Annotated in this window: 22 protein-coding genes; 14 read left to right on the forward strand and 8 right to left on the reverse strand. The window is 68.9% G+C overall.

Annotation, left to right across the window (positions count from 1 at the left end; translation table 11 throughout):
- The first annotated feature begins 403 nt into the window (after positions 1 to 403).
- The 6 genes from B5X82_RS12355 to thiE all read left to right on the forward strand — a co-directional run bounded on the left by B5X82_RS12355 (position 404) and on the right by thiE (position 4,784).
- Positions 404 to 1,252 carry a LysR family transcriptional regulator gene (locus tag B5X82_RS12355; protein ID WP_079648472.1) on the forward strand — a complete coding sequence of 283 codons (849 nt, stop codon included), beginning with the start codon at positions 404 to 406 and terminating at the stop codon, positions 1,250 to 1,252.
- Complete coding sequence (locus B5X82_RS12360) at positions 1,249 to 1,740, forward strand: DUF6306 domain-containing protein (protein WP_079648473.1); 492 nt, start codon at positions 1,249 to 1,251, stop codon at positions 1,738 to 1,740. Before B5X82_RS12355 ends, B5X82_RS12360 begins: the two co-directional genes overlap by 4 nt.
- A 476-nt stretch (positions 1,741 to 2,216) precedes the next feature.
- The gene (metB, locus tag B5X82_RS12365) at positions 2,217 to 3,389 is read left to right on the forward strand and encodes a cystathionine gamma-synthase (protein WP_079648474.1); all 1,173 of its coding nucleotides are present in this window, start codon (positions 2,217 to 2,219) and stop codon (positions 3,387 to 3,389) included.
- Positions 3,390 to 3,410: 21 nt separating this feature from the next.
- Positions 3,411 to 3,647, forward strand: coding sequence for a hypothetical protein (locus B5X82_RS12370; RefSeq protein WP_079648475.1), 237 nt, complete (start codon positions 3,411 to 3,413; stop codon positions 3,645 to 3,647).
- Positions 3,648 to 3,660: 13 nt separating this feature from the next.
- Positions 3,661 to 4,032 (forward strand): DUF488 domain-containing protein, encoded by a 372-nt coding sequence (locus B5X82_RS12375; protein ID WP_079648476.1) that lies wholly within the window; start codon positions 3,661 to 3,663, stop codon positions 4,030 to 4,032.
- A 41-nt stretch (positions 4,033 to 4,073) separates the two neighbouring features.
- A complete protein-coding gene (gene thiE / locus B5X82_RS12380) occupies positions 4,074 to 4,784 on the forward strand; it encodes a thiamine phosphate synthase (protein WP_079648477.1) in 711 nt (236 codons plus the stop codon).
- A 31-nt stretch (positions 4,785 to 4,815) separates the two neighbouring features.
- Here thiE and B5X82_RS12385 read toward each other — a convergent pair whose 3' ends face one another.
- Both B5X82_RS12385 and purD read right to left on the reverse strand, forming a co-directional pair.
- Positions 4,816 to 5,331 (reverse strand): hypothetical protein, encoded by a 516-nt coding sequence (locus tag B5X82_RS12385; protein ID WP_079648478.1) that lies wholly within the window; start codon positions 5,329 to 5,331, stop codon positions 4,816 to 4,818.
- 41 nt (positions 5,332 to 5,372) lie between these two features.
- Positions 5,373 to 6,674, reverse strand: a complete 1,302-nt coding sequence (gene purD, locus B5X82_RS12390) for a phosphoribosylamine--glycine ligase (protein ID WP_079648479.1) — start codon at positions 6,672 to 6,674, stop codon at positions 5,373 to 5,375.
- On the opposite strand from purD, the gene xseA reads away from it, so the two are divergent.
- From xseA to B5X82_RS12405, 3 genes are read left to right on the forward strand one after another with little or no spacing between them, the layout of a single operon-like run.
- Positions 6,673 to 8,139: an exodeoxyribonuclease VII large subunit gene (xseA, locus tag B5X82_RS12395; RefSeq protein ID WP_079648480.1), complete on the forward strand. Its 1,467-nt coding sequence runs from the start codon at positions 6,673 to 6,675 to the stop codon at positions 8,137 to 8,139. The genes purD and xseA overlap by 2 nt on opposite strands.
- A 43-nt stretch (positions 8,140 to 8,182) precedes the next feature.
- Positions 8,183 to 8,380 carry a DUF2093 domain-containing protein gene (locus B5X82_RS12400; RefSeq protein ID WP_047166748.1) on the forward strand — a complete coding sequence of 66 codons (198 nt, stop codon included), beginning with the start codon at positions 8,183 to 8,185 and terminating at the stop codon, positions 8,378 to 8,380.
- The gene (locus tag B5X82_RS12405) at positions 8,377 to 9,276 is read left to right on the forward strand and encodes a M23 family metallopeptidase (RefSeq protein ID WP_079648481.1); all 900 of its coding nucleotides are present in this window, start codon (positions 8,377 to 8,379) and stop codon (positions 9,274 to 9,276) included. The genes B5X82_RS12400 and B5X82_RS12405 overlap by 4 nt, the downstream gene beginning before the upstream one ends.
- A gap of 311 nt (positions 9,277 to 9,587) precedes the next feature.
- On the opposite strand, the gene B5X82_RS12410 is transcribed toward B5X82_RS12405, so the two are convergent.
- Positions 9,588 to 10,124 carry a hypothetical protein gene (locus tag B5X82_RS12410; protein ID WP_079648482.1) on the reverse strand — a complete coding sequence of 179 codons (537 nt, stop codon included), beginning with the start codon at positions 10,122 to 10,124 and terminating at the stop codon, positions 9,588 to 9,590.
- A 264-nt stretch (positions 10,125 to 10,388) separates the two neighbouring features.
- On the opposite strand from B5X82_RS12410, the gene B5X82_RS12415 reads away from it, so the two are divergent.
- From B5X82_RS12415 to B5X82_RS12430, 4 genes are all read left to right on the forward strand, one after another.
- A complete protein-coding gene (locus B5X82_RS12415) occupies positions 10,389 to 13,403 on the forward strand; it encodes a TonB-dependent receptor domain-containing protein (RefSeq protein WP_079648483.1) in 3,015 nt (1,004 codons plus the stop codon).
- 83 nt (positions 13,404 to 13,486) lie between these two features.
- Entirely contained in the window at positions 13,487 to 14,653 is a 1,167-nt protein-coding gene (locus B5X82_RS12420; RefSeq protein ID WP_079648484.1) for an aspartyl/asparaginyl beta-hydroxylase domain-containing protein, read from the forward strand.
- Between the two features lie 2 nt (positions 14,654 to 14,655).
- Positions 14,656 to 16,170 carry a 2OG-Fe(II) oxygenase family protein gene (locus B5X82_RS12425; protein ID WP_079648485.1) on the forward strand — a complete coding sequence of 505 codons (1,515 nt, stop codon included), beginning with the start codon at positions 14,656 to 14,658 and terminating at the stop codon, positions 16,168 to 16,170.
- An 8-nt stretch (positions 16,171 to 16,178) separates the two neighbouring features.
- Complete coding sequence (locus B5X82_RS12430; RefSeq protein ID WP_079648486.1) at positions 16,179 to 18,056, forward strand: tetratricopeptide repeat-containing sulfotransferase family protein; 1,878 nt, start codon at positions 16,179 to 16,181, stop codon at positions 18,054 to 18,056.
- A gap of 72 nt (positions 18,057 to 18,128) precedes the next feature.
- On the opposite strand, the gene B5X82_RS12435 is transcribed toward B5X82_RS12430, so the two are convergent.
- From B5X82_RS12435 to B5X82_RS12445, 3 genes are all read right to left on the reverse strand, one after another.
- Positions 18,129 to 18,377 (reverse strand): hypothetical protein, encoded by a 249-nt coding sequence (locus B5X82_RS12435; protein WP_079648487.1) that lies wholly within the window; start codon positions 18,375 to 18,377, stop codon positions 18,129 to 18,131.
- A 115-nt stretch (positions 18,378 to 18,492) separates the two neighbouring features.
- Entirely contained in the window at positions 18,493 to 18,972 is a 480-nt protein-coding gene (gene bfr, locus B5X82_RS12440; RefSeq protein WP_079648488.1) for a bacterioferritin, read from the reverse strand.
- A gap of 204 nt (positions 18,973 to 19,176) precedes the next feature.
- Positions 19,177 to 19,347, reverse strand: coding sequence for a (2Fe-2S)-binding protein (locus B5X82_RS12445; protein ID WP_079648489.1), 171 nt, complete (start codon positions 19,345 to 19,347; stop codon positions 19,177 to 19,179).
- Between the two features lie 128 nt (positions 19,348 to 19,475).
- Here B5X82_RS12445 and B5X82_RS12450 point away from each other — a divergent pair, with 128 nt between their 5' ends.
- The gene (locus B5X82_RS12450) at positions 19,476 to 20,246 is read left to right on the forward strand and encodes a methyltransferase domain-containing protein (protein WP_079648490.1); all 771 of its coding nucleotides are present in this window, start codon (positions 19,476 to 19,478) and stop codon (positions 20,244 to 20,246) included.
- Positions 20,247 to 20,398: 152 nt separating this feature from the next.
- Here B5X82_RS12450 and B5X82_RS12455 read toward each other — a convergent pair whose 3' ends face one another.
- Both B5X82_RS12455 and ppc read right to left on the reverse strand, forming a co-directional pair.
- The gene (locus B5X82_RS12455) at positions 20,399 to 21,454 is read right to left on the reverse strand and encodes an NAD(P)H-dependent flavin oxidoreductase (RefSeq protein WP_079648491.1); all 1,056 of its coding nucleotides are present in this window, start codon (positions 21,452 to 21,454) and stop codon (positions 20,399 to 20,401) included.
- A 4-nt stretch (positions 21,455 to 21,458) separates the two neighbouring features.
- Positions 21,459 to 24,140 carry a phosphoenolpyruvate carboxylase gene (gene ppc, locus B5X82_RS12460; RefSeq protein WP_079648492.1) on the reverse strand — a complete coding sequence of 894 codons (2,682 nt, stop codon included), beginning with the start codon at positions 24,138 to 24,140 and terminating at the stop codon, positions 21,459 to 21,461.
- Positions 24,141 to 24,165: the final 25 nt, after the last annotated feature.

Consider the following 24,165-nt stretch of genomic DNA (forward strand, 5'->3'; position numbering starts at 1 on the left):
GTACCTCGTTGCTTCGCGCCCGGGCATCGCGGCGCGCCTGCTGCTCGATGTCGACCGCGACGATGATGCCGGCCGGCACGGCGATGACGAACGCCATCGCCGCGACGTAGAGCTCATCGCCGATCCGGCCGCCGTCGTGCAGACAATAGAGGCCGAGAGCGATGCCGACCGCCATCGTCACCAGCGGAACGATGACCGACAGCAGATCGAATTCCGGCGGACGGGGTTCCGGGCGGAAGGGTCCTGGATGTTTCATGGCAGGTCGGGCCAGCGCGCTCGTGCTGGCCGCGTCCCGGACGATGGCTCGACCATGGCGGTCTCTCCTTGTGGAGCCATCATCGACCCGTTAATATCCATCAAGCAAATGAATATTATTGTGCGTTGAGCATAAGGAATTTGCTGAATGGACATCAGCGTCGCCCGGACCTTCCTGGAGGTCGTGAAGACCGGCAGTTTCGTCAGCGCCGCGGCCAACCTCAACCTCACCCAGACCGCGGTCAGCGCGCGAATCCGCGTGCTTGAGGATCAGCTCGACCGGCCGGTGTTCATCCGCAACAAGGCGGGGGCGAAGCTGACCCCGGCGGGCGAACAGTTCCTGCGCTTCGCGACGACGCTGGTGCAGGTGTGGGCGCGGGCGCAGCGCGCCGTCGCGCTGCCGCCGGGGCGCGAGACGGTGGTGACCGTCGGTGCCGAGCTGAGCCTGTGGAGCCCGCTGCTGCGCCATTGGCTGCTGTGGATGCGGCGCGAATGCCCCGAGATCGCGGTGAGCACCCAGATCGACGCGTCCGAACGGCTGATGGAGCAGGTTCAGGAGGGGTCGCTCGACGTCGCGGTGCTCTATGCCGCTCCCAGCCGGCCCGGCGTCATCGCCGAGCTGCTGTTCGAGGAGAAGCTGGTCCTGGTCCGCACCACGCCGACCAGCGCGCCGCTCGCGCCCGAAGACCATGTCCAGATCGACTGGGGCGAGGAGTTCGCCGCCAGCTATCAGGCCGCCTTTCCCGACCAGCCCAATGCGGTGGTGTCGATCAGCTATGGGCCCCTCGCGCTCGACTATATCCTGGCGACCGGCGGCAGCGGCTATTTCCGCAAGGGCTTCGTCCGCTCCTATCTGGAGGAGGGGCGGCTCGCGCTCGTCCCCGGCAGCCCGGAATTCTCCTATTCGGCCTATGTCGTCCATTCGACCAAGGCCGATCCCGGCGTGATGGACCGCATCCGCGCCGGCTTGCGGGCCGCGGCGATGATCGCGGCATGAGCAACGAGCCCGCCTCCCCCGTCTGCTACGCCGCCGACGGCGGTGACGCCTATATGGGTTATGCCGCGCACGACGAGATCGTCGCCGCGCTGAACGAGTTGCTGGAGGCCGAGCGCGCCGGAGCGCGGGTCGCGCTTGCCAGCGCGAAGACGGCTGACGATCCCCGCCAAAGCGCGCTGATGACGATGATCCGCGCCGACGAGGCCCGGTGGTGCGCGATGCTGTCGCGCCAGCTCAAGCGGCTCGACGCGACGCCGTCGCGCAGGACCGGCGCCTTCCACGGCAAGGCGATGGCGATCGCACGCCCCCTCGAACGCCTCGCCTTCCTCAACCGGGGGCAGGCCTGGGTGGTGCGCAAGCTGGAGGCGCTGCTGCCCCGGCTGCGCGACGAGGCCCTTCACCGCGACCTCAGGACGATGCTCGACAGCCACCGCGCCAACATCGCCAAGGCGGAGGACCTGCTGGCCGCGTCGGGTTACGCATCGTAGGATATTTCCCGGCTTCGCGGGATTCGTGTCACCCCCTCCTTACGTCGTTCCCGCGAAAGCGTGAATCCACGGATACGGCGCATTTCGCCTCCCGCGGGCCGCGTCCATGGCGGCCCGCGGGAGGCGGGAATGATGAAGCAATCGAAGGATATTTCGAGCCTCGAACGCCCCTTCGAGACAGCATTTCGACCAGGCTCGATGCTTCCTCAGGTGAGCAGCGGATGGGATTTCCCAGCAAGATCATTGCGCTGAACCACCAATAATAGTCATTTGCCTTATGAAAGCCAGGTGCGCACAATCGCTGCCTGAGCGACAGACACTCCATGACAACGGTGCCCGGAGAGGATCCTGATCGTCAGGCCGGAGCGCGGGAAGGGAACGGGCGCCGTCGTCGGCCGCCTTGTCGTGCGAATGCGCTCCGGGAAGCCTCCCGGCTTCCCACCATCCGCGCGCCGTGACCGAAGGATGTTTCTTCAATGACCGATCGCGAGGAAGGCGCACCCCGTCCGCAGACGGTCTCCGCCGCGCACGGCGTGGCGACCGACGCCGGCTTCGGCGCGGTCGCGCCGCCGCTGTACCTGTCGAGCAGCTATGAGTTCGCGGGCTATGACCAGCCGCGCCGCTACGATTACGGCCGCGCCGGCAACCCGACGCGCGACCTGCTCGCCGAAGCGTTGGCGAAGCTGGAGGGCGGCGCGGGTGCGGTGATCACGTCAAGCGGCATGGCCGCGCTCGACCTGCTGGTCGGCCGGCTGCGCCCCGACGACCTCGTCCTCGCCCCGCACGATTGCTACGGCGGTACGATGCGCCTGCTCAAGGCCCGTGCCGAGCGCGGCCATTGCTCGCTGCGCTTCGTCGACCAGACTGACATGCGGGCCTTCACCGGCGCGCTGGACGAGGTACCCGCGCTGGTATTGATCGAGACGCCGAGCAACCCGCTGATGCGGGTCGTCGATATCGCCGCGCTCAGCGCGCGGGCGCGCGCGGCGGGAGCCGAGGTCGCGGTCGACAATACCTTCCTGTCGCCGGCGATCCAGCGGCCGATCGCGCTCGGCGCCGACTATGCGATCCATTCGACCACCAAATATCTCAACGGGCATTCCGACGTGATCGGCGGCGCCGTGGTGGCCGCCGATCCCGCCCGGGTCGAGGCGCTGCGCCACTGGGCCAACGTCGTCGGCAGCACCGGCGCGCCGTTTGATTCCTGGCTGACGCTGCGCGGACTGCGCACGCTGTTCCCGCGGCTGGAACAGCAGCAGAGCAGCGCGATGGCGATCGCCAATCATCTCGAACGCCATCCCGCCGTCGCCCGGGTCCATTATCCGGGGCTCGCTTCGCATCCCGGCCACGTCATCGCCTCACGCCAGCAGCGCGGCTTCGGGGCGATGCTGAGCTTCGAGCTGGCCGGAGGAATCGCGGCGGTGCGCCGTTTCATCAACGCCGTGCGTTTCTTCACCCTCGCCGAATCGCTGGGCGGGGTCGAAAGCCTGGTGGCGCACCCGGCGACGATGACCCACGCCGACATGGGCGAGGACGCACGCGCGGCAGCGGGAATCAGCGACAGCCTGCTGCGGTTGTCGGTCGGCCTCGAAGCCGAGCGCGACCTGATCGCCGGGCTCGACGCGGGACTGGCGGCGTGCCGCGCCTGACCAACCATGAGGAGAAACCCCATGCCGGGCTATGTGATCGTCATCGACCTGTTCGGGATCGCCCTGGCCGTCATCGGCTTCAACATGGCGTTCCGCCAGGCCGCCGTCCGGCGCCTGCTCGGCCGCACGGCCGCGCCATCCTCGGCCGCGCACGAAGAGGACGATCCGCTGACCTACGTCCTGCGCATCGCAGGGGTGATGGTCATGATCTTCGGGATCGTCCTCGGCGGCATGATGACCTTGTTCCACATGACCTAGGAGGGCTGGGAGCATGGCCGGCAGCGTCGGCATCAAACGGATCTACGAGCCGCCCGCCAAGGCCGACGGGCGGCGGGTTCTGGTAGACCGCCTCTGGCCGCGCGGCGTCCCGCGCGAGGCGGCGGCGCTCGACCTCTGGCTGAAGGCGATCGCGCCCAGCCCCGCACTGCGCACCTGGTTCGGCCATGAGCCGGCGCGCTTCGCCGCGTTCCGGGATCGCTATCGCCAGGAACTCGATGCCAACCCCGATGTGGTCGCCGAGCTTTGCGGCCTGATCGACCATGGCGACGTCACCCTGCTCTACGCCGCGCGCGACGAGCGGGCCAATCATGCGGTGGTGCTGGCCGGCTATCTCGGCGATCGAGGCTATGCCGTGCGGCGGTGATCCCGCTTCCACCCCAAGCGATCAAGCTTTAGGGAAGGAGCATGACCCCGAACGACATCGACGATTTCGACGACGCCCTCTCGCTCGACCCCGGTTTCGCCGACCGCTTCGAGCGGGATGAGGCGCGGCCGCCGTGCAAGCTCTACCTGATCTCGCCGCCGGCGATCGATGCCGGTTTCGCCGAGGCGCTCGCCGCCGCGATCGACGCAGCGCCGATCGTCGCCGCCTTCCAGCTCCGCCTCAAGGGGATCGACGAGCATCGCATCGCCGAGCTGGCGCGACCGCTCCAGGCGGTCTGCGCCTCGCGTGAGGTGGCGTTCATCGTCAACGATTCGATCGGCCTCGCCAAGCGGCTCGACGCCGACGGCGTCCATCTCGGTCAGGAGGACGGCGATCCGCGCGAGGCGCGGCAGGTGCTGGGCCCCAAGGCGCAGATCGGCGTCACATGCCACGACAGCCGTCATCTCGCGATGGAGGCCGGTGAGGCGGGCGCCGACTATGTCGCGTTCGGCGCCTTCTATGAAACCGGCACCAAGCCGACCAAGCATCGGCCGGAGCCGTCGATCCTTGGCTGGTGGTCGACCCTGTTCGAACTGCCATCGGTCGCGATCGGCGGCATCACCCCCGCCAACGCCGCGCCGCTGATCGCGGCGGGCGCCGACTTCCTGGCGGTATCGGGTGCGGTGTGGAACCACGCCGGCGGGCCGGCGGCGGCGGTGCGCGAATTCGCTGCGCTCAAGGGGATGGGGTGAACGGATGCTCCCCTCCCTTGGGGGGGGGTATTTACCCCAGCTTGCCGAATTCCTTCTCGAAGCCGGCGATGTCGTCCTGCTCCAGATAGCGGGCCTGCTCGATCCAGCGATCGCGGAAGATGCGGCCCTTGAAGGCACCCAGCCGCGCGTCAAGCTCGGCCGCCTGGGCGGGGTCGAGCGCCGCGAGCTGGTCGAAGCGGTGGACGCCAAGGCCGGCGAGCACCGTCCGTGCCTTCGGGCCGAGCCCCTTGATCCGGGTCAGGTCGTCGGACGGCAGGTCGGGATGGGCATCGACACCGAGCACCGATCCCGACACGTCGAGGACGGCGGCGGCGGCGCTGTCGGTGATGCCATGGCCTTCCTTGGCGGCCGGCTTCGGCGCGGGAGCCGGCGCCGGCGCAGGGGCCGGTGCGGGCTTCGCCGCCGGCGCGGGCGGCGCGGCGTCGCTCAGCGAGACCCGCTGGGTCGGCTTGCGCAGCAGCAGGAACAGGCCGACGACCGCGAGGATCGCGATGATGGCGGCAACGATGAGGGTGGTGTTCGACATGCCCCGTCCTTTGTCTTTGCTCTACCTTATCTAGACCTTGTCTAGTCCAATGCGGCAGCGGCGGATACGTTCCGCTGCCGTGCCAATTCACGCCACCCTATGTCACGGCGGCAGAAACCGCTCGCGAAATCGAGCGCGTCGACCGCGGCATAGGCGCTGTCGCGCGCTTCGCCGATATCCCGGCCGATCGCGGTGACGTTGAGCACCCGGCCGCCATTGGCGACGAGGCCCCCCGGCCCCTCCGCGGTGCCCGCATGAAAGACCTTGGCGCCCTTCGCCTCGGCCTCGACGATGTTACGGATCGCGCCGCCCTTGGCGGGCGTGCCCGGATAGCCCTTCGCTGCCATCACTACCGTCAGCGCCGTGTTGGGCGACAGGCTCGGCCGTGCCAGTTCGGCAAGCCGCCCCTCCGCAACCGCAAGCATCAGCGTGACGAGATCGTCCTCCAGCCGCAGCATCAGCACCTGGCATTCGGGATCGCCGAAGCGGGCGTTGTACTCGATCAGCTTGGGCCCTTCGGCGGTCAGCATCAGCCCCGCGTAGAGCACGCCCGAATAGGGGATGCCCGCCGCCGCCATCGCCCGCACGGTCGGCTCGACGATCTCCCGCATCGTCCGCGCCTCGAGTTCGGGGGTCAGCACCGGCGCGGGGCTGTAGGCGCCCATGCCGCCGGTGTTCGGCCCGGTGTCGCCGTCGCCGACCCGCTTGTGGTCCTGCGCCGATCCGAACGGGACCACGGTCGTGCCGTCGGTCAGCGCGAAGAAGCTCGCCTCCTCGCCGGTCAGGAACTCCTCGATCACCACTTCGGCGCCGGCGCTGCCGAAGGTGCCGCCGAACATGTCGTCGATCGCATTCTCGGCCTGGGCCCGACTCTCGGCGATCACCACGCCCTTGCCCGCGGCAAGGCCGTCGGCCTTGATCACCACCGGCACGCCGAAGCTGTCGAGCGCCGCCTTGGCCGAGCCGGCGTCGCGGAAGCGGCCATAGGCGGCGGTCGGGATGTTCTCGCGCTGGCAGAGGTCCTTGGTGAACCCCTTCGATCCTTCGAGCTGGGCCGCCGCCCGGTTGGGCCCGAAGGTGAGGATGCCGTTTTCGCGCAGCCGATCGGCGAGGCCGGCGACCAGCGGCGCCTCGGGCCCGATCACGACCAGCCCGACATTCTCCTCGCGTGCGAAGGCGACGACCGACTCGACATGGGTCGGATCGAGATCGACGCATTCGGCGTGCTGCGCTATGCCGGGATTGCCGGGCGCGGCGAAGAGCTTGGTAAGCCGTTCAGATTGCGACAGCTTCCAGGCCAGCGCATGTTCACGCCCCCCCGAACCGAGCAGCAGGATGATCATGGACGAGTTTCTCCCCGATGGGCCTCACGGTGACAGGCCCCGCCTGTTAGCCGAGGAGCAGCCGGGCGACAACGCGCCCGCGCTCTCCGTGTCGGAATTGTCGGGCGCGCTGAAGCGCCAGGTCGAGGAGGCGTTCGGCCATGTCCGCGTGCGCGGCGAGATTTCGGGATTCAAGCGGCACAGCTCGGGCCATTGCTACCTGACCCTCAAGGACGACCGCGCCTGCATCGACGGGGTGATCTGGAAGGGGCAGGCGGCGGCGATGCGCTTCCGGCCCGAGGACGGGATCGAGGTGATCGCGACCGGCAAGCTCACCACCTATCCCGGCCGCTCCAAATATCAGATCGTGATCGAGCGGATGGAGCTGGCCGGCCAGGGCGCGCTGATGGCGCTGCTCGACCAGCGCCGCCGCATGTTCGCCGCCGAGGGGCTGTTCGACGAGGAGCGCAAGCGGCCGCTGCCGTTCATGCCGCGCATCATCGGCGTCGTCACCTCGCCGACCGGCGCGGTGATCCGCGATATCCTCCATCGGCTCGAGGATCGCTGCCCGACCCATGTCGTGCTGTGGCCGGTCGCGGTGCAGGGCGAGGGCGCCGCCCAGCAGGTCGCGCGCGCCGTGCGCGGCTTCGGCGCGATGGCGCCCGACGGGCCGGTTCCCCGCCCCGACCTGCTGATCGTCGGACGCGGCGGCGGGTCGATCGAGGACCTCTGGGCGTTCAACGAGGAGGAGGTGGTCCGCGCGATCGCCGAATCGCCGATCCCGGTGATCTCCGCCGTGGGGCACGAGACCGACACCACGCTGGCCGACTTCGCCGCCGACCGGCGCGCGCCGACCCCGACCGCGGCGGCCGAGATGGCGGTGCCGGTGCGCGCCGACCTCGCCCATCATGTCCGCGAGCTGGGCGCCCGCGCCGAGCGGCTGGCGCGCCGCTATCGCGAGCGGGCGGGCGAGCGGTTCGAGGCCGTGGCCGAGCGCTTCCCCGCGCTCGACAGCCTGTTCGCCGGGCAGCAGCAGCGGCTCGACGACGTCGCCGACCGGCTGCCCCGCGCGCTCGGCCAGCGGATCGCCGAAGCGCGCGGCGACCTCGCCCATGCGGCGGGCGCGCTGCGGCCCTCGCTGCTCGACCGCAAGCTCGACCGGGCGCGCGACCGGCTCGAGGCGATCCGGCTGACCGACCGGCCGATCCGGGCGCGGATCGCCGACGGCCAGGTCGCGCTCGAACGGTTGTGGCGGATCGCCGAGCAGCTCCATCCCGACAAGCCGCTGCAGCGCGGCTATGTCCGCGTCGAGAAGCGCGGTGGCGGGGTGCTGACCGATGCCGCGACGGCGCGCGCGGCGGGGCTGCTGACGCTGCATTTCGCCGACGGTGCGCTCGATGCGCGGGTCGAGAATGGCGGAAAGGCGCCGGCCGCAAAGCCCCGGAGCGACGGCGAGGACGCCCCGCGCCAGCAAAATCTCTTTTAGTCGGCCGCCCGAAGGCCCATATTCGCGGGCGGAGGAGATCGTCATGCTGATGAATGCGGGCCGCCGGGCCCGACTCAACTATCTTGCCAACGGCTTCCGCGTGCTGGTGTCGGGCGATCACGTCGTCTGCGCGGTATCCGGGGCGGCGATCCCGCTCGACGAGCTGCGCTACTGGAGCGTCGCGCGGCAGGAAGCCTATCTCAGCGCGGTCGAGGCGACGAAGGCGGAGCAGCAGGGTTGAGATCGGCCGGGGGCGGCCGCCGGGGCCGCTGGCGCGCCGCGTTGCTGGCGCTGCCGCTCGCGGGTTGCACCCCTGCGCTGATCCCGCCCGCGGCGCCCGTCCCGCCCCCCGTTCCGGCGCCGCGCATCGTCGACGGTGCCGATTTCCACCTGTCGGGCGCGATCGAGCAGGGAGGCCTCGCCATGGGCATCGCCCCGGCCGGAACCGCCGCGCTGCTGTTCGACGGCGCGCCGATCGGCCTTGCCGCCGACGGCCGCTTCATCGTCGCCTTCGACCGGGACGCTCCGCCGGTCGCCCGGATCGAGGCGCAACTGGCCGACGGCACGATCCTGCGCCGCTCGCTGGCGGTCGCACCGCATGGCTGGAAGCTCGAATCGCTGCCGACCCTGCCGCGCGGCACCACGCCGACCCCGGAATTCCTCGCCCGCCGCAAGGTCGAGCTCGACCAGATCGCCGCCGCCCGCGCGCTCGACACCGGCAGCAGCGGCTGGCGCCAGCGCTTCATCTGGCCGGTCACGGGACGGATCAGCGGGGTGTTCGGGTCCCAGCGCATCTATGCCGGCGAGCCCGGGGCCTATCATTCGGGGGTCGACGTCGCCCGGCCGACCGGAACGCCGATCGTCGCCCCGGCCGACGGCGTCGTCATCCTCGCCGCCGCCGCGCCTTTCACGCTGGAGGGCAATCTGCTGATGATCGACCATGGCATGGGCCTCAACTCGGCTTTCCTCCACCTCTCGCGGATCGACGTGAAGGTCGGCCAGGCGGTCAGACAGGGCGAGGTGCTGGGCGCGATCGGCATGACCGGCCGCGCCACTGGCCCGCACATGCACTGGGCGATCAAATGGCGCGATGCACGGATCGATCCGGCGCCATTGGCGGGGCCAATGGAACGGTAGTTTGTTTGGCCCGCTTTCGCGGGCGGCCCTCAGGCGCCGGGCGCCGGGCCTCCGCCCGGCTTGGCTTTCCTCGCATAAGCTCGGGCGGCCGCCACGGCTCGCTTTGCGAGCCGATCTCCGCCTACGGACTGCCCCCGGCAGTCCGCGGACCGGCTTCGATCCTTGCGGGACGCTGGCGCGTCCCGACGCAGAGCTGATCGTCGGAGCCTGCCGAGGCTCCGCAAGCGCGAACGCGCGCCCGAGCTTATGCGAGGATAGCCAAGGTCGCGGATGCGACCGCCGGCGCCTGAGGCCAAACAAAAACCTAACCTTTATTCCACCCGGCGGAAACGCACGCCGCGGTTGATCCCGACCTGGCCCAGATAGCTGCCCAGGCTCGCCTTCTTGATGCGCACCTTGTCGCCGGAACGCGGCGCGTCGTTGAGCGCGCTCATCGTTTCCCAGGTGCCGCCGTCGACCAGGCTCAGCGACCAGTTGCCGCCGCCGATCATGCGGGCCGCCTGTACGCTGCTCTGCAGTTCGGTGATCGCGTCCTTGTCGTCGCCCTCCTCCTTGTCGCCGCCGCCGAACAGGCCGATCTTGGGCAGGGTGAAGCCGAACAGCGACTTCCGCGTCTCGCGGATTTCCTTGCGGTCGACGACCACCAGGTCCTTCTTCGCCTCTGCCTGTTCGAGCGCGCTGGCCGACTGGTCGTAGCAGGCGAGCCGGGCCGCATTGTCGGTGATGGCGCGGCAGTTCAGGAGGTTGCGGAACAGTTCGGGCCGCTCATGCGTCTTTTCCGCCGATGCGGGCGCCGTAACGGCAAGGGCCGCCGCGAGAATGACCATGTGCCTGAGCGCCCCAACCATCGCTATTCTCCTGATCTTGAAACATTATAACCATCGTCAGCGGTAACAAAGCAACGAGATTTCGCGACTGTTGCATAAATACGACAACACCGCCGCAACGTGTCCCGCGGATGAACCTGCGCTTTACAGCCTGATCGCATTTCTTGCACATCTGCACCATGCCTTCATGGGCGGATGATGGTGTGCCAGCGCCCTCATCCCTCCAGGAAGGTTGAGCGTGGGACGCGACATCGGCCCCGCTCACTCCAGAAAAGGGACTGGAAAGTGATCAATAATTTCAACAAGGTCAGCCGCTTCGGGCTGGGCTGCAGCGCTGTCGCGCTCAGCATCGCTGCCTTCGCGAGCGCGCCCGCGTTCGCGCAGGGAGCCCCCGCCGCCGAGGAAGAGGGCCAGGTCATCATCGTCACCGGTTCGCGCATTCCGCAGCCGAACCTGACCAGCGCCGCGCCCGTCACCGTCGTCGGCAGCCAGGAGATCAAGCTGCAGGGCACGACCCGCACCGAGGATCTCCTCAACAGCCTGCCGCAGGTGTTCGGCGACCAGGGCGGTAACCTCGCCAACGGCGCGACCGGCACCGCCACCGTCAACCTGCGCAACCTCGGGCCGGAGCGCACGCTCGTCCTGATCAACGGCCGCCGCCTGATGCCGGGCGACCCGACCTCGTCGGCCGCCGACCTCAACTTCATCCCGGCCGCGCTCGTCAAGAACGTCGAAGTGCTGACCGGTGGCGCCTCGTCGACCTATGGTTCGGACGCGGTCGCCGGCGTCGTCAACTTCATCATGGACACCGACTTCGAAGGGTTCAAGATCGACGGCCAGTACAGCCTCTACCAGCACAACAACAGCAACGACACGCTGAAGGACGCGCATGCGCGTCGCGGCTTCCCCTTCCCGTCGGGCAACACCGTCAACGGCGGCACCATCGACGTCACGGTCGCCTTCGGCGGCAAGTTCGGCGACGACGACCAGGGCCACTTCATGGCCTATGCCGGCTACCGCAAGCTGAAGGCGGTCACCCAGAACAAGTATGACTATTCGTCGTGCGCCTCGCAGGTGACTGCGGCGGGCGCGATCAACTGCGGCGGCTCGGCCACCTCGCCGAACGGCACTTTCTTCGACTGGGCGTCGAACACCTACCAGATCGGTGCGAACCGCACCTTCCAGCCGGGCTTCACGCCGTACAACTTCGCGCCGCTGAACTATTTCCAGCGTCCGGACGAGCGCTACACCGCCGGCGTCTTCGCCGACTACGAGATCAGCCCGGCCTTCCATCCGTACATGGAAGCGATGTTCATGGACGACCGCACGGTCGCCCAGATCGCGGAATCGGGCAACTTCGGCAACACGCTGAGCGTCAACTGCGACAACCCGCTGCTTTCGTCGCAGCAGCTCGCGATCGCCTGCGCTCCCGAGAACCTGGTGACCCGCCTGACCGAGACCGGCTTCCCGCTGGTCGACGAAGGCGCGCCGCCGCTGACCTTCTATGATCCGGTCACCGGCACGCCGTACAACCGCGGCTTCCTCCAGGCGCTGCGCCGCAACGTCGAGGGCGGTCCGCGCCAGGACGACCTGCAGCACACCAGCTTCCGCATCGTCGGCGGCATGCGCGGCGAGATCAGCCCGGCCTGGTCGTACGACACCTCCTATGTGTTCGGCCGCACCAACTTCTCCGAGACCTATCTGAACGAGTTCTCGGCATCGCGCCTGAACAACGCCATCGACGTCATCATCGATCCGCGCACCGGCCTGCCGGCCTGCCGCGTGTTCGTCTCGGGCGTCGACACCAACTGCCGTCCGTACGACATGTTCTCGCTCGGCGGCGTGACCCAGGACGCGCTGGGCTATGTCCAGACCCCGGGCTTCCAGCGCGGCAACACGCAGGAGCGGGTGTTCAACGCCAACCTCACCGGCACGCTCGGCGAATATGGCATCAAGACCCCGTGGGCGGAGCAGGGCCTCGGCATCAACGTCGGCGTCGAGTACCGCAAGGAATCGCTCGAGCTGAAGACCGACGTGGCGTTCCAGACCGGCGATCTCACCGGCCAGGGCGCGGCGACGCTCCCGGTCAAGGGCTCGTTCGACGTCAAGGAAGTGTTCGGCGAGTTCCAGCTGCCGATCGTCCAGGACGGCTTCATCAAGGAACTGTCGGTCGAAGGCGGCTACCGCTATTCGCACTACAACACCGGCGTGAACACCGACACCTACAAGCTCGCGCTGAGCTTCCAGCCGGTTTCGGACCTGAAGTTCCGCGCCAGCTATAACCGTGCGGTCCGCGCGCCGAACGTCCAGGACCTGTTCGCACCGGTTCGCGTCGCCCTCAACGGCAACAGCGATCCCTGCGCCGACGGTTCGGCCACGGCCGCCCAGTGCGCCCTTACCGGTCTCAACCCGGCCAACTATCCGGTCGCGGGCAACCCGGCCGGCCAGTTCAACGGTCTGATCGGCGGCAACCCGAACCTGAAGCCGGAGAAGTCGACCACGAAGACGATCGGCCTGGTCTTCCAGCCGAGCTTCTTCCGAGGCTTCAGCGCCACGATCGACGGCTACGACATCAAGGTGACGAACAACATCAGCACCTATGGCCAGGACGTGACGATCCAGCAGTGCATCAACACTGGCGATCCGACCTTCTGCTCGCTGATCCATCGCGACGCCACCGGCTCGCTGTGGCGTTCGGCCAACGGCTATATCGAGGACCTCAACCGGAACATCGGCAGCGTCAAGACGCGCGGTGTCGACGTCGGCGTCAACTACTCGACCCGCCTGGGCGCGAACTCGCTGTCGTTCAACCTGCAGGGTACCTATCTTGACAAGTTCAAGACCGACACCGGCATCCCGGGCGTCGCGGCTTATGACTGCGCCGGCTACTACGGCCTGGTCTGCGGCACGCCGGCTCCCAAGTGGCGCCACAAGGCCCGCGTGACCTACAACATGGAGAACGGCTTCGGCCTGTCGCTCGCATGGCGTTACTTCGGCGACGTCAAGCTCGACCGGTCCAGCTCGAACACCACGCTGAACGGGGCCTTCTCGCCGTTCAACCGGAAGATCAAGGCCGAGAGCTATTTCGATCTCGCCGCGACCTTCAACCTGAACGACTCCTACACCTTCCGTCTGGGCGTCCAGAACCTGCTCGACAACGATCCGCCGATCATCGGCGCGAACGGCACGTCGTCGGTCATCAACGCCTGCACCGCGGTGTTCTGTTCGGGCAACACCTTCCCGAACGTGTACGACTCGATGGGTCGCTACATCTACGCCGGCATCACGCTCAACTTCTGATCGTTGGGCTGACGCCAGAGGAGGCGGTGGGGGCGACCCCGCCGCCTCTTTCTTTTGGCGGTCGGCGACCTAAGGTATTCGCCATGGCTTCCTCCTCCCCGTCCGCCGAACTGCAGCGGTCCGCCGACGCCGCCGCTGCGCGGGGCGCGCTGGGCGAGGCGCTGGCGCTGCTCGACCGGGCCGCCGCGATCGAGCCGGGCAGCTTCGACCTGCACCTCAAGCGGGCGGCGCTCCACCGCGCGGCGCGCAACCCTGCCGCAGCGCTCGACGCGGTCGGCGCGGCGCTCGCCGTCTCGCCGCTCGACTTCATGGCGCTGATGCTCCGCGCCGGCCTCAAGGAACAGCTCGGCCAGGACGATGCCGGCGAGGCCTATGGCCAGGCGCTGGCGCAGAAGCCCGCGTCGATCGCCAACCCCCAGCTCGCCGCCGCCGTACAGCGTGGCGAGGAAGTCCGCGATCGCTGGATCGCGGCGCGGGATGCCCGGCTCGTCGCCGCCATGGCCGCCGCCGAAGCGCAGGCCGACGGCGAGGAAGCGGCGCGTATCGCCCGCTTCCGCAGCAATGCGCTGCGCCGCACCCGCGTCTGGCACGCCGAGCCGACCCATTTCCATTTCCCCGGTCTCGTCGAACGCGAGTTCCACGACCGCAGCCTGTTCCCCTGGCTCGCCGAGCTGGAAGCCGCGACCGACGTCGTCCAGGCGGAGTTCGAGGCGGTTGCCGCCGCCGAGCGGGCCGAACTGGTCCCCTATATCCAATATCCCGACGGCGCCCCGCTCGCGCAGTGGAAGGCGCTCAACCACAACCGCGACTGGACCGCCATCCACCTCTGGCAATATGGCCGCCGGATCGAGGCGAACGCGCGCCATTGCCCGCGGACGATGGCGCTGATCGCCGGCTTCCCCCAACCACGGATCGGCGGCTGCTCGCCCAATGCGATGTTCTCGCTGCTGGCGCCGGGAACCAGCATCCCGCCGCACCACGGCGTCGCCAACACCAGGCTGGTCTGCCATCTGCCGCTGATCGTCCCCGACGGTTGCCGTTTCCGCGTCGGTGCGGAAACGCGGCCGTGGAAGCGCGGCGAGGCATGGGTGTTCGACGACACGATCGAGCATGAGGCGACGAACCCGAGCGATGCGTTGCGCGTGATCCTGATCATCGACGTCTGGCATCCCGGATTGAGCGCGGCCGAGCAGGCGGCGGTGACGGCCCTGCTCGAGGCCGAGAGCGGCGTGGTGGCGCAGGGGCTGTGACGATGATCGACGATCTGGTGGCGCGGCTGAAGCTGCGCCCGTCCGACACGGCGGCGGCCGAGCAACTTGCCTCGATCGCGCTCGACGCCGGGGCGGAGGAGACGGCGCTCCCGCTCGTCATCGCCGCCGCCGAGCGGCACCGCGACAATGGCCGGCTGTGGCAATGGACCGGGCTGCTCCACCGCGCGCTCGGCGAGCATGACAAGGCGCTTCCAGCGTTCAACGCGGCCGCGAAGGCGGCGCCCTCCGACGCCAGCATCGCCCAGGGCCGCGCCCAGGTCGCGCTCGAGGCGGGGATCGACGCGGTCGACCTGTTCGACGCGGCGATCGCGCTGGCGCCCGCCAATGGCGATCTGCTGCTGGGCCGCGCCGCCGCCCGGGTCGCCGCCGGCGACGCGGCCCGCGCGATGGCCGAGATCGAGGCGCTGATCGCGCAGCATCCCGGCTGGTATCCCGGCCATGACCGGCTGATCCAGCTCCGCTGGATGATGGGCGATCGCGATCGTGCGACCGAGCTGGTCGAGCGCACCGTCGCCGCCCATCCGGGCGACCTCACCCTGTGGCGCATCCTGCTCGCCGCGCTGGTCAACGCCGGGCGCTACGACGCGGTGCTGGACGCGGTCCGGCGCGGCCGCGCGACGCTCGGCGAACAGCTCACCTTCACAGCGAACGAGGCGATCGCGCTGTCTGAGACCGGCGCCGTCGCCGAGGCCGACCGGCTGTTCGCGCTGCTGACTCGCGCCGACGACCTGTCGGTCGCGGTCCGCCACGTCCGCCATCTGCTGCGCACCCAGCGGATCGACGCGGCGTTGCCGATCATCGAGCGCTGGGCGAGCCCGCAGGGCGACCGGCGCGGCCTGTGGCCCTATGCCGCGATCGCCTGGCGGCTGACAGGCGATCCACGCGCCGCCTGGCTGGAGGACGACCCCGCCTTCGTCCGGGTGATCGACCTCGCCGACCGCCTTCCCGATCTCGACCGTCTCGCCGCCGTGCTGCGCGGGCTGCACCGCGCCAAGGGCGAGCATCTCGACCAGTCGGTGCGCGGCGGCACCCAGACCGACGGCCCCTTGTTCAGCCGGATCGAGCCCGAGATTCGCGCGCTGCGGGCCGTGATCCTCGACGCGGTGGCGGCCCATATCGCCCAGCTCCCCGATCCCGATCCGGATCATCCGCTGCGGGCCTATGGCCGCCCGGCGCGCCCGCGCTTCGCGGGCTCCTGGTCGGTGCGGCTGACCGGGGAGGGGCATCACGCCAACCACGTCCACCCCGCCGGGCTGATCAGCTCGGCCTTCTACCTGACGGTGCCCGACGCGGTGCGCGACGGTGGAACCGAAGGCTGGCTGACCCTCGGCAGCCCGCAGGCCGAGCTTGGTCTTCCGATCGAGCCCTATAGGGTGGTCGAGCCGCGCCCCGGCCGCCTCGTCCTCTTCCCCTCGACCATGTGGCACGGCACCCGGCCGTTTCGCGACGGCGAACGCCTGACCGTCGCATTCGACATCGCCCTTCCCCTCTGCTGAGAGAGCCAATGACCCTGCCGCCCCCGCATCTTTCGCCGATTTTCGCCCGCATCAAGATCGGCGACCTGCCCGGCGCCCGCACCGCGGCCGAGCAGATCTTGCGCTCGCTGCCCACCGATCAGCCGCTGCTGGCGCTGGCGGGGATGCTCGCCTGCCGCACCGGCGACCTGGCCGGCGGCATCACCCGGCTGCGCGAGGCGCTGAAGCTCGCGCCGGGCGACCAGTCGACCCGCAACAACCTCGTCCGCGCCCTGATCGAGACCGGATCGCTCGACGAGGCGGCCGAGGCCTGCGCGGGCGGCGAGCGCGATCCGAAGATGCTGCGCCTGTCGGCCTATATCGAGCATCAGCGCGGCCATCTCGATCGCGCGGTGGCCGACTATGAGGCGGTGGTCGCGGCGCTTCCCGACGATTTCGAGAGCTGGAACAACCTCGGCAATCTCTACGCCGCGACCGGCCATGGCGAGCGGGCCGAGGCACCGTTGCGCCGGGCGATCGCGCTCCGGCCCGACGTCGCATTGCCCTACCTCAACCTCGCCAAGCTGCTCGGCGGGCTGCTGCGGCCCGAGGACGCCGCCGAGCTGCTCCGCACCGCCGCTGCCGCGATCCCCGACAATGCCGAGATCCGTGCCGAGCTAGGCCTCGCCGAAGCCGTGCTCGGCCATTTCGACGCAGCCGAGCGGGCCTATCGTGCGGCGATCGACCTGTCCCCCGGCTTCACCCCGGCGTGGCTCGACCTCGCCGTGCAGCTCGACAGCCTCAACAAGGTCGACGCATTGGCGGCACTGGCGGACGAGGCGCGAGCGAAGGGCATCGGCGATGCCGAGGGGATCGGTTTCATCGAGGCCGCGGCGCTGCGCCGCCGGGGAGCGCATGCCGACGCGCTGGTGATCGCCCGGCGCATCCCGGAGACGATCAACCCGGTCCGGCGCCACCAGCTCGTCGGCGAACTGGCCGACCGGACGGGCGACGCCGATCTCGCCTTCGAGGCCTTTGCCGCGATGAATGCGGCGGCCCGCGCCCAGGCTCATCCCGAAGCGCTCGGCCCCGCCTTCATCGACGAGATCATCGGTAACGGCGAACGGTTGACGCCGGCCCGCGTCGCGGCGTGGAGCAAGGTCGAAATCGATCCCGCGCCGCCCGCGCCGATCTTCCTGGTCGGCTTCCCGCGCTCGGGGACCACGCTGCTCGACACGCTGCTGATGAACATCCCCTCGCTCCATGTGCTGGAGGAGCTGCCCGTCGTCCGCGCGGTGCAGCGCGCGCTCGGCGATCCCGACCGGCTCGACGAGCTGACCAGCGCCGAGGCCAATGCCCTGCGCCGGACCTATTTCGAGACGCTCGACGGCCTAGCGCCGCCCGCGCCAGGGCAGCGGGTCGTGGACAAATTCCCGCTGCACATGGCGCGGATGGCGGTGATCCACCGGCTGTTCCCCGACGCCAAGGTGATCTTCGTCGAGCGGCATCCGTGCGACTGTGTGCTCAGCGGCTTCATGTCGAGCTTCGAACTCAATCCCGCTATGCTGAGCTTCACCTCGCTCGAAGGCGCGGCAAAGCTCTACGACGCCGCCGCGACCGCCTGGACGCGGGCCGAAGCGCTGCTGCCGATCGACGTCTGCCGAATTCGCTACGAGACGATGATCGGGGATCTGGAGGGCGAGATGCGCCGGCTGCTCGACTTCCTGGGCATCGCCTGGGACGACGCCGTCCTCGACAACCGCAGCAGCGCGGCCCGCCGCGAGCATATCCGCACCGCCAGCTATGCGCAGGTCACCGAACCGATCTACAACCGTGCGATCGGCCGCTGGGAACGCTATCGGTCGCAGATGGCCGACATCCTGCCTACCCTCGCCCCGTGGGCCGAGAAGATGGGCTATAAGGTCTGAACGTCGCCGTTCGCCGACGCCGAACGGAAAAGGACCGGGACATCATCGACGCCCCGGCCCTTTTCACGCGGATCAGTTGTTCTTGTAGCGGCCGCCCTGATTCTGCTCGAGCTGCATCCGGGTGAGACGGCGATCCTCGTCCCACTGGGCCTTGGTCATGCAGCGCTTGGTCTTGGCGAGGCGGCTGCCGATCACCGGCTCGGAACGGCAGATCATCCTGTCGGGATTGCTCTTGTCGGCCTTCTGGTTCGGCTCTTCGGCGTGGCTCGCGACCGACAGACCGGCCGTGGCGATCAGGGCAAGATAAGCAAGCGACTTCATCAGGCGTGATTCCCAAAATAGACGTGTCGTAACAGAATAACACGGAGCCATTGGCCGGTCATCCGCTTTTGCATCCATCGCGGGGACATCGCGCGTCGCGCCCCAATCGTTCCGCTCAGTCCTCGGCGGCCTTTGACTGGAGCTGGATGTAATTCTGGATGCCCATCCGCTCGATCATCTCGAACTGGGTCTCCAGCGTATCGACATGCTCCTCCTCGGATTCAAGAATCGACTGGAGCAGGTCGCGGGTCACATAGTCGCGGACCTGCTCGCAATAGGCGATGCCGTCGCGAAGCTGCGGAATCGCGTCGTTCTCCAGCGCGAGGTCGGCCTTGAGGATCTCCTCGACCGTCTCGCCGATCCGCAGCCGGCCGAGCATCTGGAAATTGGGCAGGCCGTCGAGGAACAGGATGCGTTCGGCAAGCCGGTCGGCATGCTTCATCTCGTCGATCGATTCCTCATATTCGAACTTCGCCAGCTTCGCGATGCCCCAATGGTTGAGCATGCGGTAATGCAGGAAGTACTGGTTGATCGCGGTCAGCTCGTTCTTGAGCGTCTCGTTGAGGATGTCGATGACCTTAGGATCACCCTTCATGTCGGCCTCCGTAAAATATCATCGCCGCTACTAGGTTAGCTTGACGGCAATGAAAAGAGGGCGGATGAATATTGTTCCAGAAAAATCCAAATAAAAGAATTACTTGAGAGCAATAGTCATTCGCAATCCGGCTATGGCTCTTCATTCGCAGGAACGAAAAAGGCCGCCCGGAGGCGGCCTTTTCGAACATCGTCGCTTCCCCGATCAGGCGCCGACGCTTTCCTCGTCGATGATCGAGCGGGCGAAGGGGAGGCACTGGCCGCAGCGCGGGCGGCGCCCGAGTGTCTCATAGGCGCTGCGTGGACAGCTCGCCCCCTTGCGGACGGCGTCGCGCACCTGGTTTTCCTTGATCGCGTTGCAGACACACACAACCATGCGGCACCTCTTCGAATCATCAGATAGCGCTATTGCAACTGACTATCAATAGAGATCGCGAGCACTGCCTTCCTTCCGTCGCTTTTCCAGGCTTCCCTTGTCCGCACGCAAGCCCTAGGCCCCGCGCGATGGCCGACTCCGCACCCCGGCGCAGAGCGCGAATCGCCGCCGCCTTCGGCGGGGCCGACAGCTATGAGTCGGCAGCGCTGGTCCAGCGGGAGGCCGCCGACCGGCTGGCCGGGCGGATCGCGGCGCTGTCCCTCCCTCGAAATCCGCGCATCCTCGAACTGGGCTGCGGCACCGGTTTCCTGACCCGCGCGATCGATCGCGCGATCGGCCCGGCGCGCTGGACGATCAGCGACGTCGCCCCGGCGATGGTCGATCGCGCCCGCGTCGCGCTGGGTCTCGACGCCGACTATCGAGTGATCGACGGCGAAGCGGTCGACCCGGCGATCGGTCGGTTCGACCTGATCGCTTCGGGCATGGCCTTCCAATGGTTCGCCGACCTGCCAGGCGCGATCGCGCGGCTCGCCGCGCTGCTGACGCCCGGCGGCGCGATCGCCTTCTCGACCATGGCCGAGGGAAGCCTTGTCGAATGGGCGGAGGCACTGGCGGCCGAGCGTCTGCCGTCGGGCATCCCTGCCTATCCGGGCGCCGCCGCGCTCGCGGCGATGGCCCCGGCGGGACTGACGGCCGAGGTCGCGATCGCCGACTTGTCCGAACGGCAGGCCGACGCCCGGACCTTCCTGCACGGCCTCAAGACGATCGGCGCGGGCACCGCCGCGCCCGGCTATCGCCCGCTGCCGCCCGCCGCGCTGCGCCGTGCGATGGCACGCTTCGACGCGGGGCCGCGCCGCGTCACCTATCGAATCGGTTTCTGCCTGCTGCGCGCTCCCTGACCGGCGCGCCTTACGCTCAAAGATGATGAGTGCAGAAGGCCAGCAGCAGGATGAGCGGGATCGGAACGCCGATCAGCCAGAGCAGGATAGAACGCATGACGACGGGTCCTCCATCAGGAGGTCCAACCCGCGAGAGCGTCAAAGGCTCCGCGTCACCGGGCGGCGAGGGCGGCGCGCATCTCCTCGCCGAGCAGCTCGACCAGCTCGGCGGCGGGCATGCTGCGCGCGAGCGGGACGGCCTGCCCCGCCCATTGCGCGCCATAGCCGGTCTCGCCCTTCGCCTTGGCGGCGGCGTTGAGCGCCTTGCCCGCGTCATAAGCGACCGGATAGGGCGCCACCTCGGCGGGATCGGGGTCGATCGCGGTGAAGCGGTTGACGATCGACCGGGCCGGCCGGCCCGAGATGGCGCGCGTCATCACCGTCCGCTCGGCCGTCGCCAGCGCGGCGCGATAGCCCTGGTCCGCCGCGGATTCGGGGCAGCCGACGAAGGCGGTACCGAGCTGCGCCGCCTGTGCACCGAGGGTCAGCGCCGCTGCGATGCCGGCGCCATCCATGATTGCGCCTGCGGCGATCACCGGCCGGTCGAGCGAGCGGACCAGCAGCCGGGTGAGCGCCATGGTGCCGAGCCGCTCGTCCGGCCCGTCGGGATCGAAGATCCCGCGATGGCCGCCCGCCTCATAGCCCTGCGCCACCACCGCCTCGATCCCGGCGGCGGCGATCGCGCGCGCTTCGGCGAGGCTGGTCGCACTGGCGAACAGGATGATGCCCGCGTCGTGCAGCGCGGCGATGCGGTCGGCGCCAGGCAGGCCGAAATGGAAGCTGACGATCGCCGGCCGGGTATCGAGCAGCATCGCCAGCATCGCGTCGTCTTCGGCGAAGCTGCGATAGATCTCCTCCAGCCTGGCCGGCGGTTCCGCGCCATAGGCCGCGAAATGGGGCCGCAGCCGATCGATCCAGCCGGCCTCGCGCGCCGCGTCGCGGACGGCCGGGCGATGGCAGAAGAGGTTGACGTTGAACGCACGATTGGTGGCGCCGCGCGCCGCCTCGATCATCTCGCGCGCGGCTTGCGCGCCGACCGCGCCCAACCCCATCGAGCCGAGCCCGCCCGCATTGGACACCGCGGCCGCCATGGCGGGGGTCGAGGTACCGGCCATCGGCGCCTGGATGATCGGCAGGGTCAGGCCGAGACGGTCGGCGAGCGGGGTCATGGCATCACCCGCTGTTGCGCAGCGCGGTCGCGATCGCGTTGATCGAGAGCTGGATGCCCTCGCGGACGCGGGGGTCGTCCTCGCCCGCGCGATGGCGCTTGAGCAGCTCGATCTGGAGCAGGTTCAGCGGCTCGATATAAGGCAGGCGCAGGCGGATCGACTGGTCGAGCGACGGATTCTTCTGGAGCAGCCGGGTCTGGCGCGTGACCGACAGCAGCGCCTCCTGCGTCCGCTGCCAGCCGTCGCGAATGCGGCCGAAGATGTCGCGGCCCATCGCCTCGTCCTCGACCAGCGCGACATAGCGTTCGGCGATGTCCATATCCGACTTGGCAAGAACCATCTCGAGATTGGCGAGGGTCGACTGGAAGAAGGGCCAGGCCTCGAGCATCTCGCGCAGCAGGCCGATGTCCTTGAAGCCCTTGAGACCGTGGCCGACGCCGTACCAGCCGGGCAGCATCACCCGCGCCTGCGACCAGCTGAATACCCAGGGGATGGCGCGCAGGTCCTCGATGCGGTCGCTCCTGGTCCGGCTCGCCGGTCGCGACCCGATCTTGAGGTCGGCGATCTCGGCGATCGGCGTCATCTGGCGGAAGAAGGTGCGGAAGCCGTCGGTCTCGTAAACGAGGGCGCGATAGGCCTTGAACGCGTTGGCCGATATCTCGTCCATCGCCGCGAAGAAGCGCTTGGCGTCCTTGGGCTGGAGCGCATCCTCCTCCAGCGTGGCGAGCAGCGTGGCCGAGGCCATTGCCTCCAGATTGGCGGCGGCGCTCTCGCGCGTGCCATATTTGGCGGCGATCACCTCGCCCTGCTCGGTGATGCGGATGCGGCCCTGCACGGTGCCGTGGGGCTGGGCGAGGATCGCCGCGAAGCTCGACCCGCCGCCGCGTCCGACCGCGCCGCCGCGACCGTGGAAGAGCTGGATCGCACTGTTGGCCTTGGCGAACACCGGCTTGAGCGCGCTCGACGCCTCGTGCAGGCTCCACACCGAGGTGAGATAGCCGCCGTCCTTGTTCGAATCCGAATAGCCGACCATCACCTCCTGATGGCCGCGCGCGGCGGTGATCGCCGCCACCTCGGGCAGCGCGAACCACTGCGTCATCACCTCGGGCGCGCGTTCGAGGTCGCCGATCGTCTCGAACAGCGGCACCGCCATGATCGCCGCGGTCGGCGGATCGCCGGGCACGAACAGCCCGGCCTCCTTGAGGAGGATGTTGACCTCTAGCATGTCCGACACGCTCTCGGCCTTCGAGATCAGATAGGTGGTGATCGCCTCGGGCCCGTAGCGGCGATGCGCTTCGGCGGCGGCCTCGACGATCGCGAGCTCGGACAGCGTCTCGTCGGCATAGGTCCCGAACGGGGTGCGCAGCAGCCGCTTGGACGCAAGCTCGCTCCGCAGCAGCGCGACGCGCGCCGGTTCGTCGAGCGCGCCATAATCCGGCTCGACCCCGGCGACCTTGAGCAGATCGGCGACGACCCGCTCGTGGACGTCGGCGTTCTGGCGCATGTCGAGCGTCGCGAGATGGAAGCCGAAGGTCTCGACCGCGCGGATCAGCCGGCCGAGCGCTCCGTTGCCCGCGAGCGAGCCCGCGCCGGTGCGGTTGAGCGCATGGGCGATCTCAACCAGATCGGCGCGGAGCGCGGCCGGGTCCTCATAGGCGCCGCCCTCGGCATCGGTCGCGGGCAGCCGCGCCGGCTTGCGGCCGGTGAGCTTCTCATAGGTCTTGGATAGCCGCGAATAAATGCCGGTGATCGCGCGGCGATAGGGCTCGTCGCTGCGGGTCGAGCTCTTGTCGCCCGACGCCTCGGCGAGCTTCTCGACCTCCCAGGTCACCTCGGCCAGCTCGGTCGAGATCGACAGCTCCGCGCCCAGCTCGTGCAGCTCGCGCAGATAATAGCCGATCACCGTCTCGGCCGCGCGCGACAGGGCGAGGCGCAGCGAGTCGGCGGTGACGAAGGGATTGCCGTCGCGGTCGCCGCCGATCCAGCTTCCGGGCCTGAGAAAGCTCGCCGGGCGATGGCCGAGCGCGCGCTGCCAGCGCGAATAGAGCGCGGGGAGCGTCGGCAGGAAGATGTCGCGCAGATAGGCGAGTGCGGTCTCCACCTCGTCGGCGACGTAGAGCCGCTCGCGGCGCAGCGGCCGGGTCTGCCAGAGCAGGGCGATCTGCCGGTAGATCGCCTGGTCGATCAGATCGCCGTCGACCGTCTCGATCCGGCCGATATCCTTGAGCATCATCAGCTCGGCGATCTTGTTGCGGTGGTCGATCATGCTCTTGCGCCGCACCTCGGTCGGGTGGGCGGTGAGCACCGGCACGATCAGCGCCTGGTCGAGCATCTCGACCACCTTGGCGCGCGAGATGCCCTCCTTCTCCAGCCGGTCGAGCGCGGCGGCGACGTCGGCGCCCGGCTCGGCGGCGACACCCTGCCGGTCCTCGGCGAGGTTGGCGAGCATCGAGAACAGCATGAAGCCGCGCACGAAGGCGAGCGTGTCGTCGAGGGTCAGCGCGCCGAGCCCCGAATCGATCTCGTGCGAGCCGACGATGCCGCGCGCCCGATCAACCGAGGCCGAGCGGATATATTCGATCCGCCGGAACAGCGCCTCGCCGCCATAGACGCGGATCACGTCGCCGAGCAGACGGCCGAGAAAGCGGATGTCGGGGTTCTGGGTGATGGGCGGCGTGCTGGACATCGCGCGATGCTGCGACGCAATAAAA

This window comes from Rhizorhabdus histidinilytica (genome assembly GCF_900167915.1).
Lineage (GTDB): Bacteria > Pseudomonadota > Alphaproteobacteria > Sphingomonadales > Sphingomonadaceae > Rhizorhabdus > Rhizorhabdus histidinilytica.

Coding starts and splice junctions, on each gene's coding strand:
- B5X82_RS12355 (WP_079648472.1), top strand. CDS start 404: ATGGACATCAGCGTCGCCCGGACCTTCCTGGAGGTCGTGAAGACCGGC.
- B5X82_RS12450 (WP_079648490.1), top strand. CDS start 19,476: ATGGCCGACTCCGCACCCCGGCGCAGAGCGCGAATCGCCGCCGCCTTC.
- bfr (WP_079648488.1), bottom strand. CDS start 18,972: ATGAAGGGTGATCCTAAGGTCATCGACATCCTCAACGAGACGCTCAAG.
- B5X82_RS12370 (WP_079648475.1), top strand. CDS start 3,411: ATGCCGGGCTATGTGATCGTCATCGACCTGTTCGGGATCGCCCTGGCC.
- B5X82_RS12375 (WP_079648476.1), top strand. CDS start 3,661: ATGGCCGGCAGCGTCGGCATCAAACGGATCTACGAGCCGCCCGCCAAG.
- metB (WP_079648474.1), top strand. CDS start 2,217: ATGACCGATCGCGAGGAAGGCGCACCCCGTCCGCAGACGGTCTCCGCC.
- B5X82_RS12360 (WP_079648473.1), top strand. CDS start 1,249: ATGAGCAACGAGCCCGCCTCCCCCGTCTGCTACGCCGCCGACGGCGGT.
- ppc (WP_079648492.1), bottom strand. CDS start 24,140: ATGTCCAGCACGCCGCCCATCACCCAGAACCCCGACATCCGCTTTCTC.
- B5X82_RS12420 (WP_079648484.1), top strand. CDS start 13,487: ATGGCTTCCTCCTCCCCGTCCGCCGAACTGCAGCGGTCCGCCGACGCC.
- B5X82_RS12400 (WP_047166748.1), top strand. CDS start 8,183: ATGCTGATGAATGCGGGCCGCCGGGCCCGACTCAACTATCTTGCCAAC.
- B5X82_RS12410 (WP_079648482.1), bottom strand. CDS start 10,124: ATGGTTGGGGCGCTCAGGCACATGGTCATTCTCGCGGCGGCCCTTGCC.
- purD (WP_079648479.1), bottom strand. CDS start 6,674: ATGATCATCCTGCTGCTCGGTTCGGGGGGGCGTGAACATGCGCTGGCC.
- B5X82_RS12435 (WP_079648487.1), bottom strand. CDS start 18,377: ATGAAGTCGCTTGCTTATCTTGCCCTGATCGCCACGGCCGGTCTGTCG.
- B5X82_RS12455 (WP_079648491.1), bottom strand. CDS start 21,454: ATGACCCCGCTCGCCGACCGTCTCGGCCTGACCCTGCCGATCATCCAG.
- B5X82_RS12445 (WP_079648489.1), bottom strand. CDS start 19,347: ATGGTTGTGTGTGTCTGCAACGCGATCAAGGAAAACCAGGTGCGCGAC.
- B5X82_RS12430 (WP_079648486.1), top strand. CDS start 16,179: ATGACCCTGCCGCCCCCGCATCTTTCGCCGATTTTCGCCCGCATCAAG.
- B5X82_RS12425 (WP_079648485.1), top strand. CDS start 14,656: ATGATCGACGATCTGGTGGCGCGGCTGAAGCTGCGCCCGTCCGACACG.
- B5X82_RS12385 (WP_079648478.1), bottom strand. CDS start 5,331: ATGTCGAACACCACCCTCATCGTTGCCGCCATCATCGCGATCCTCGCG.
- thiE (WP_079648477.1), top strand. CDS start 4,074: ATGACCCCGAACGACATCGACGATTTCGACGACGCCCTCTCGCTCGAC.
- xseA (WP_079648480.1), top strand. CDS start 6,673: ATGGACGAGTTTCTCCCCGATGGGCCTCACGGTGACAGGCCCCGCCTG.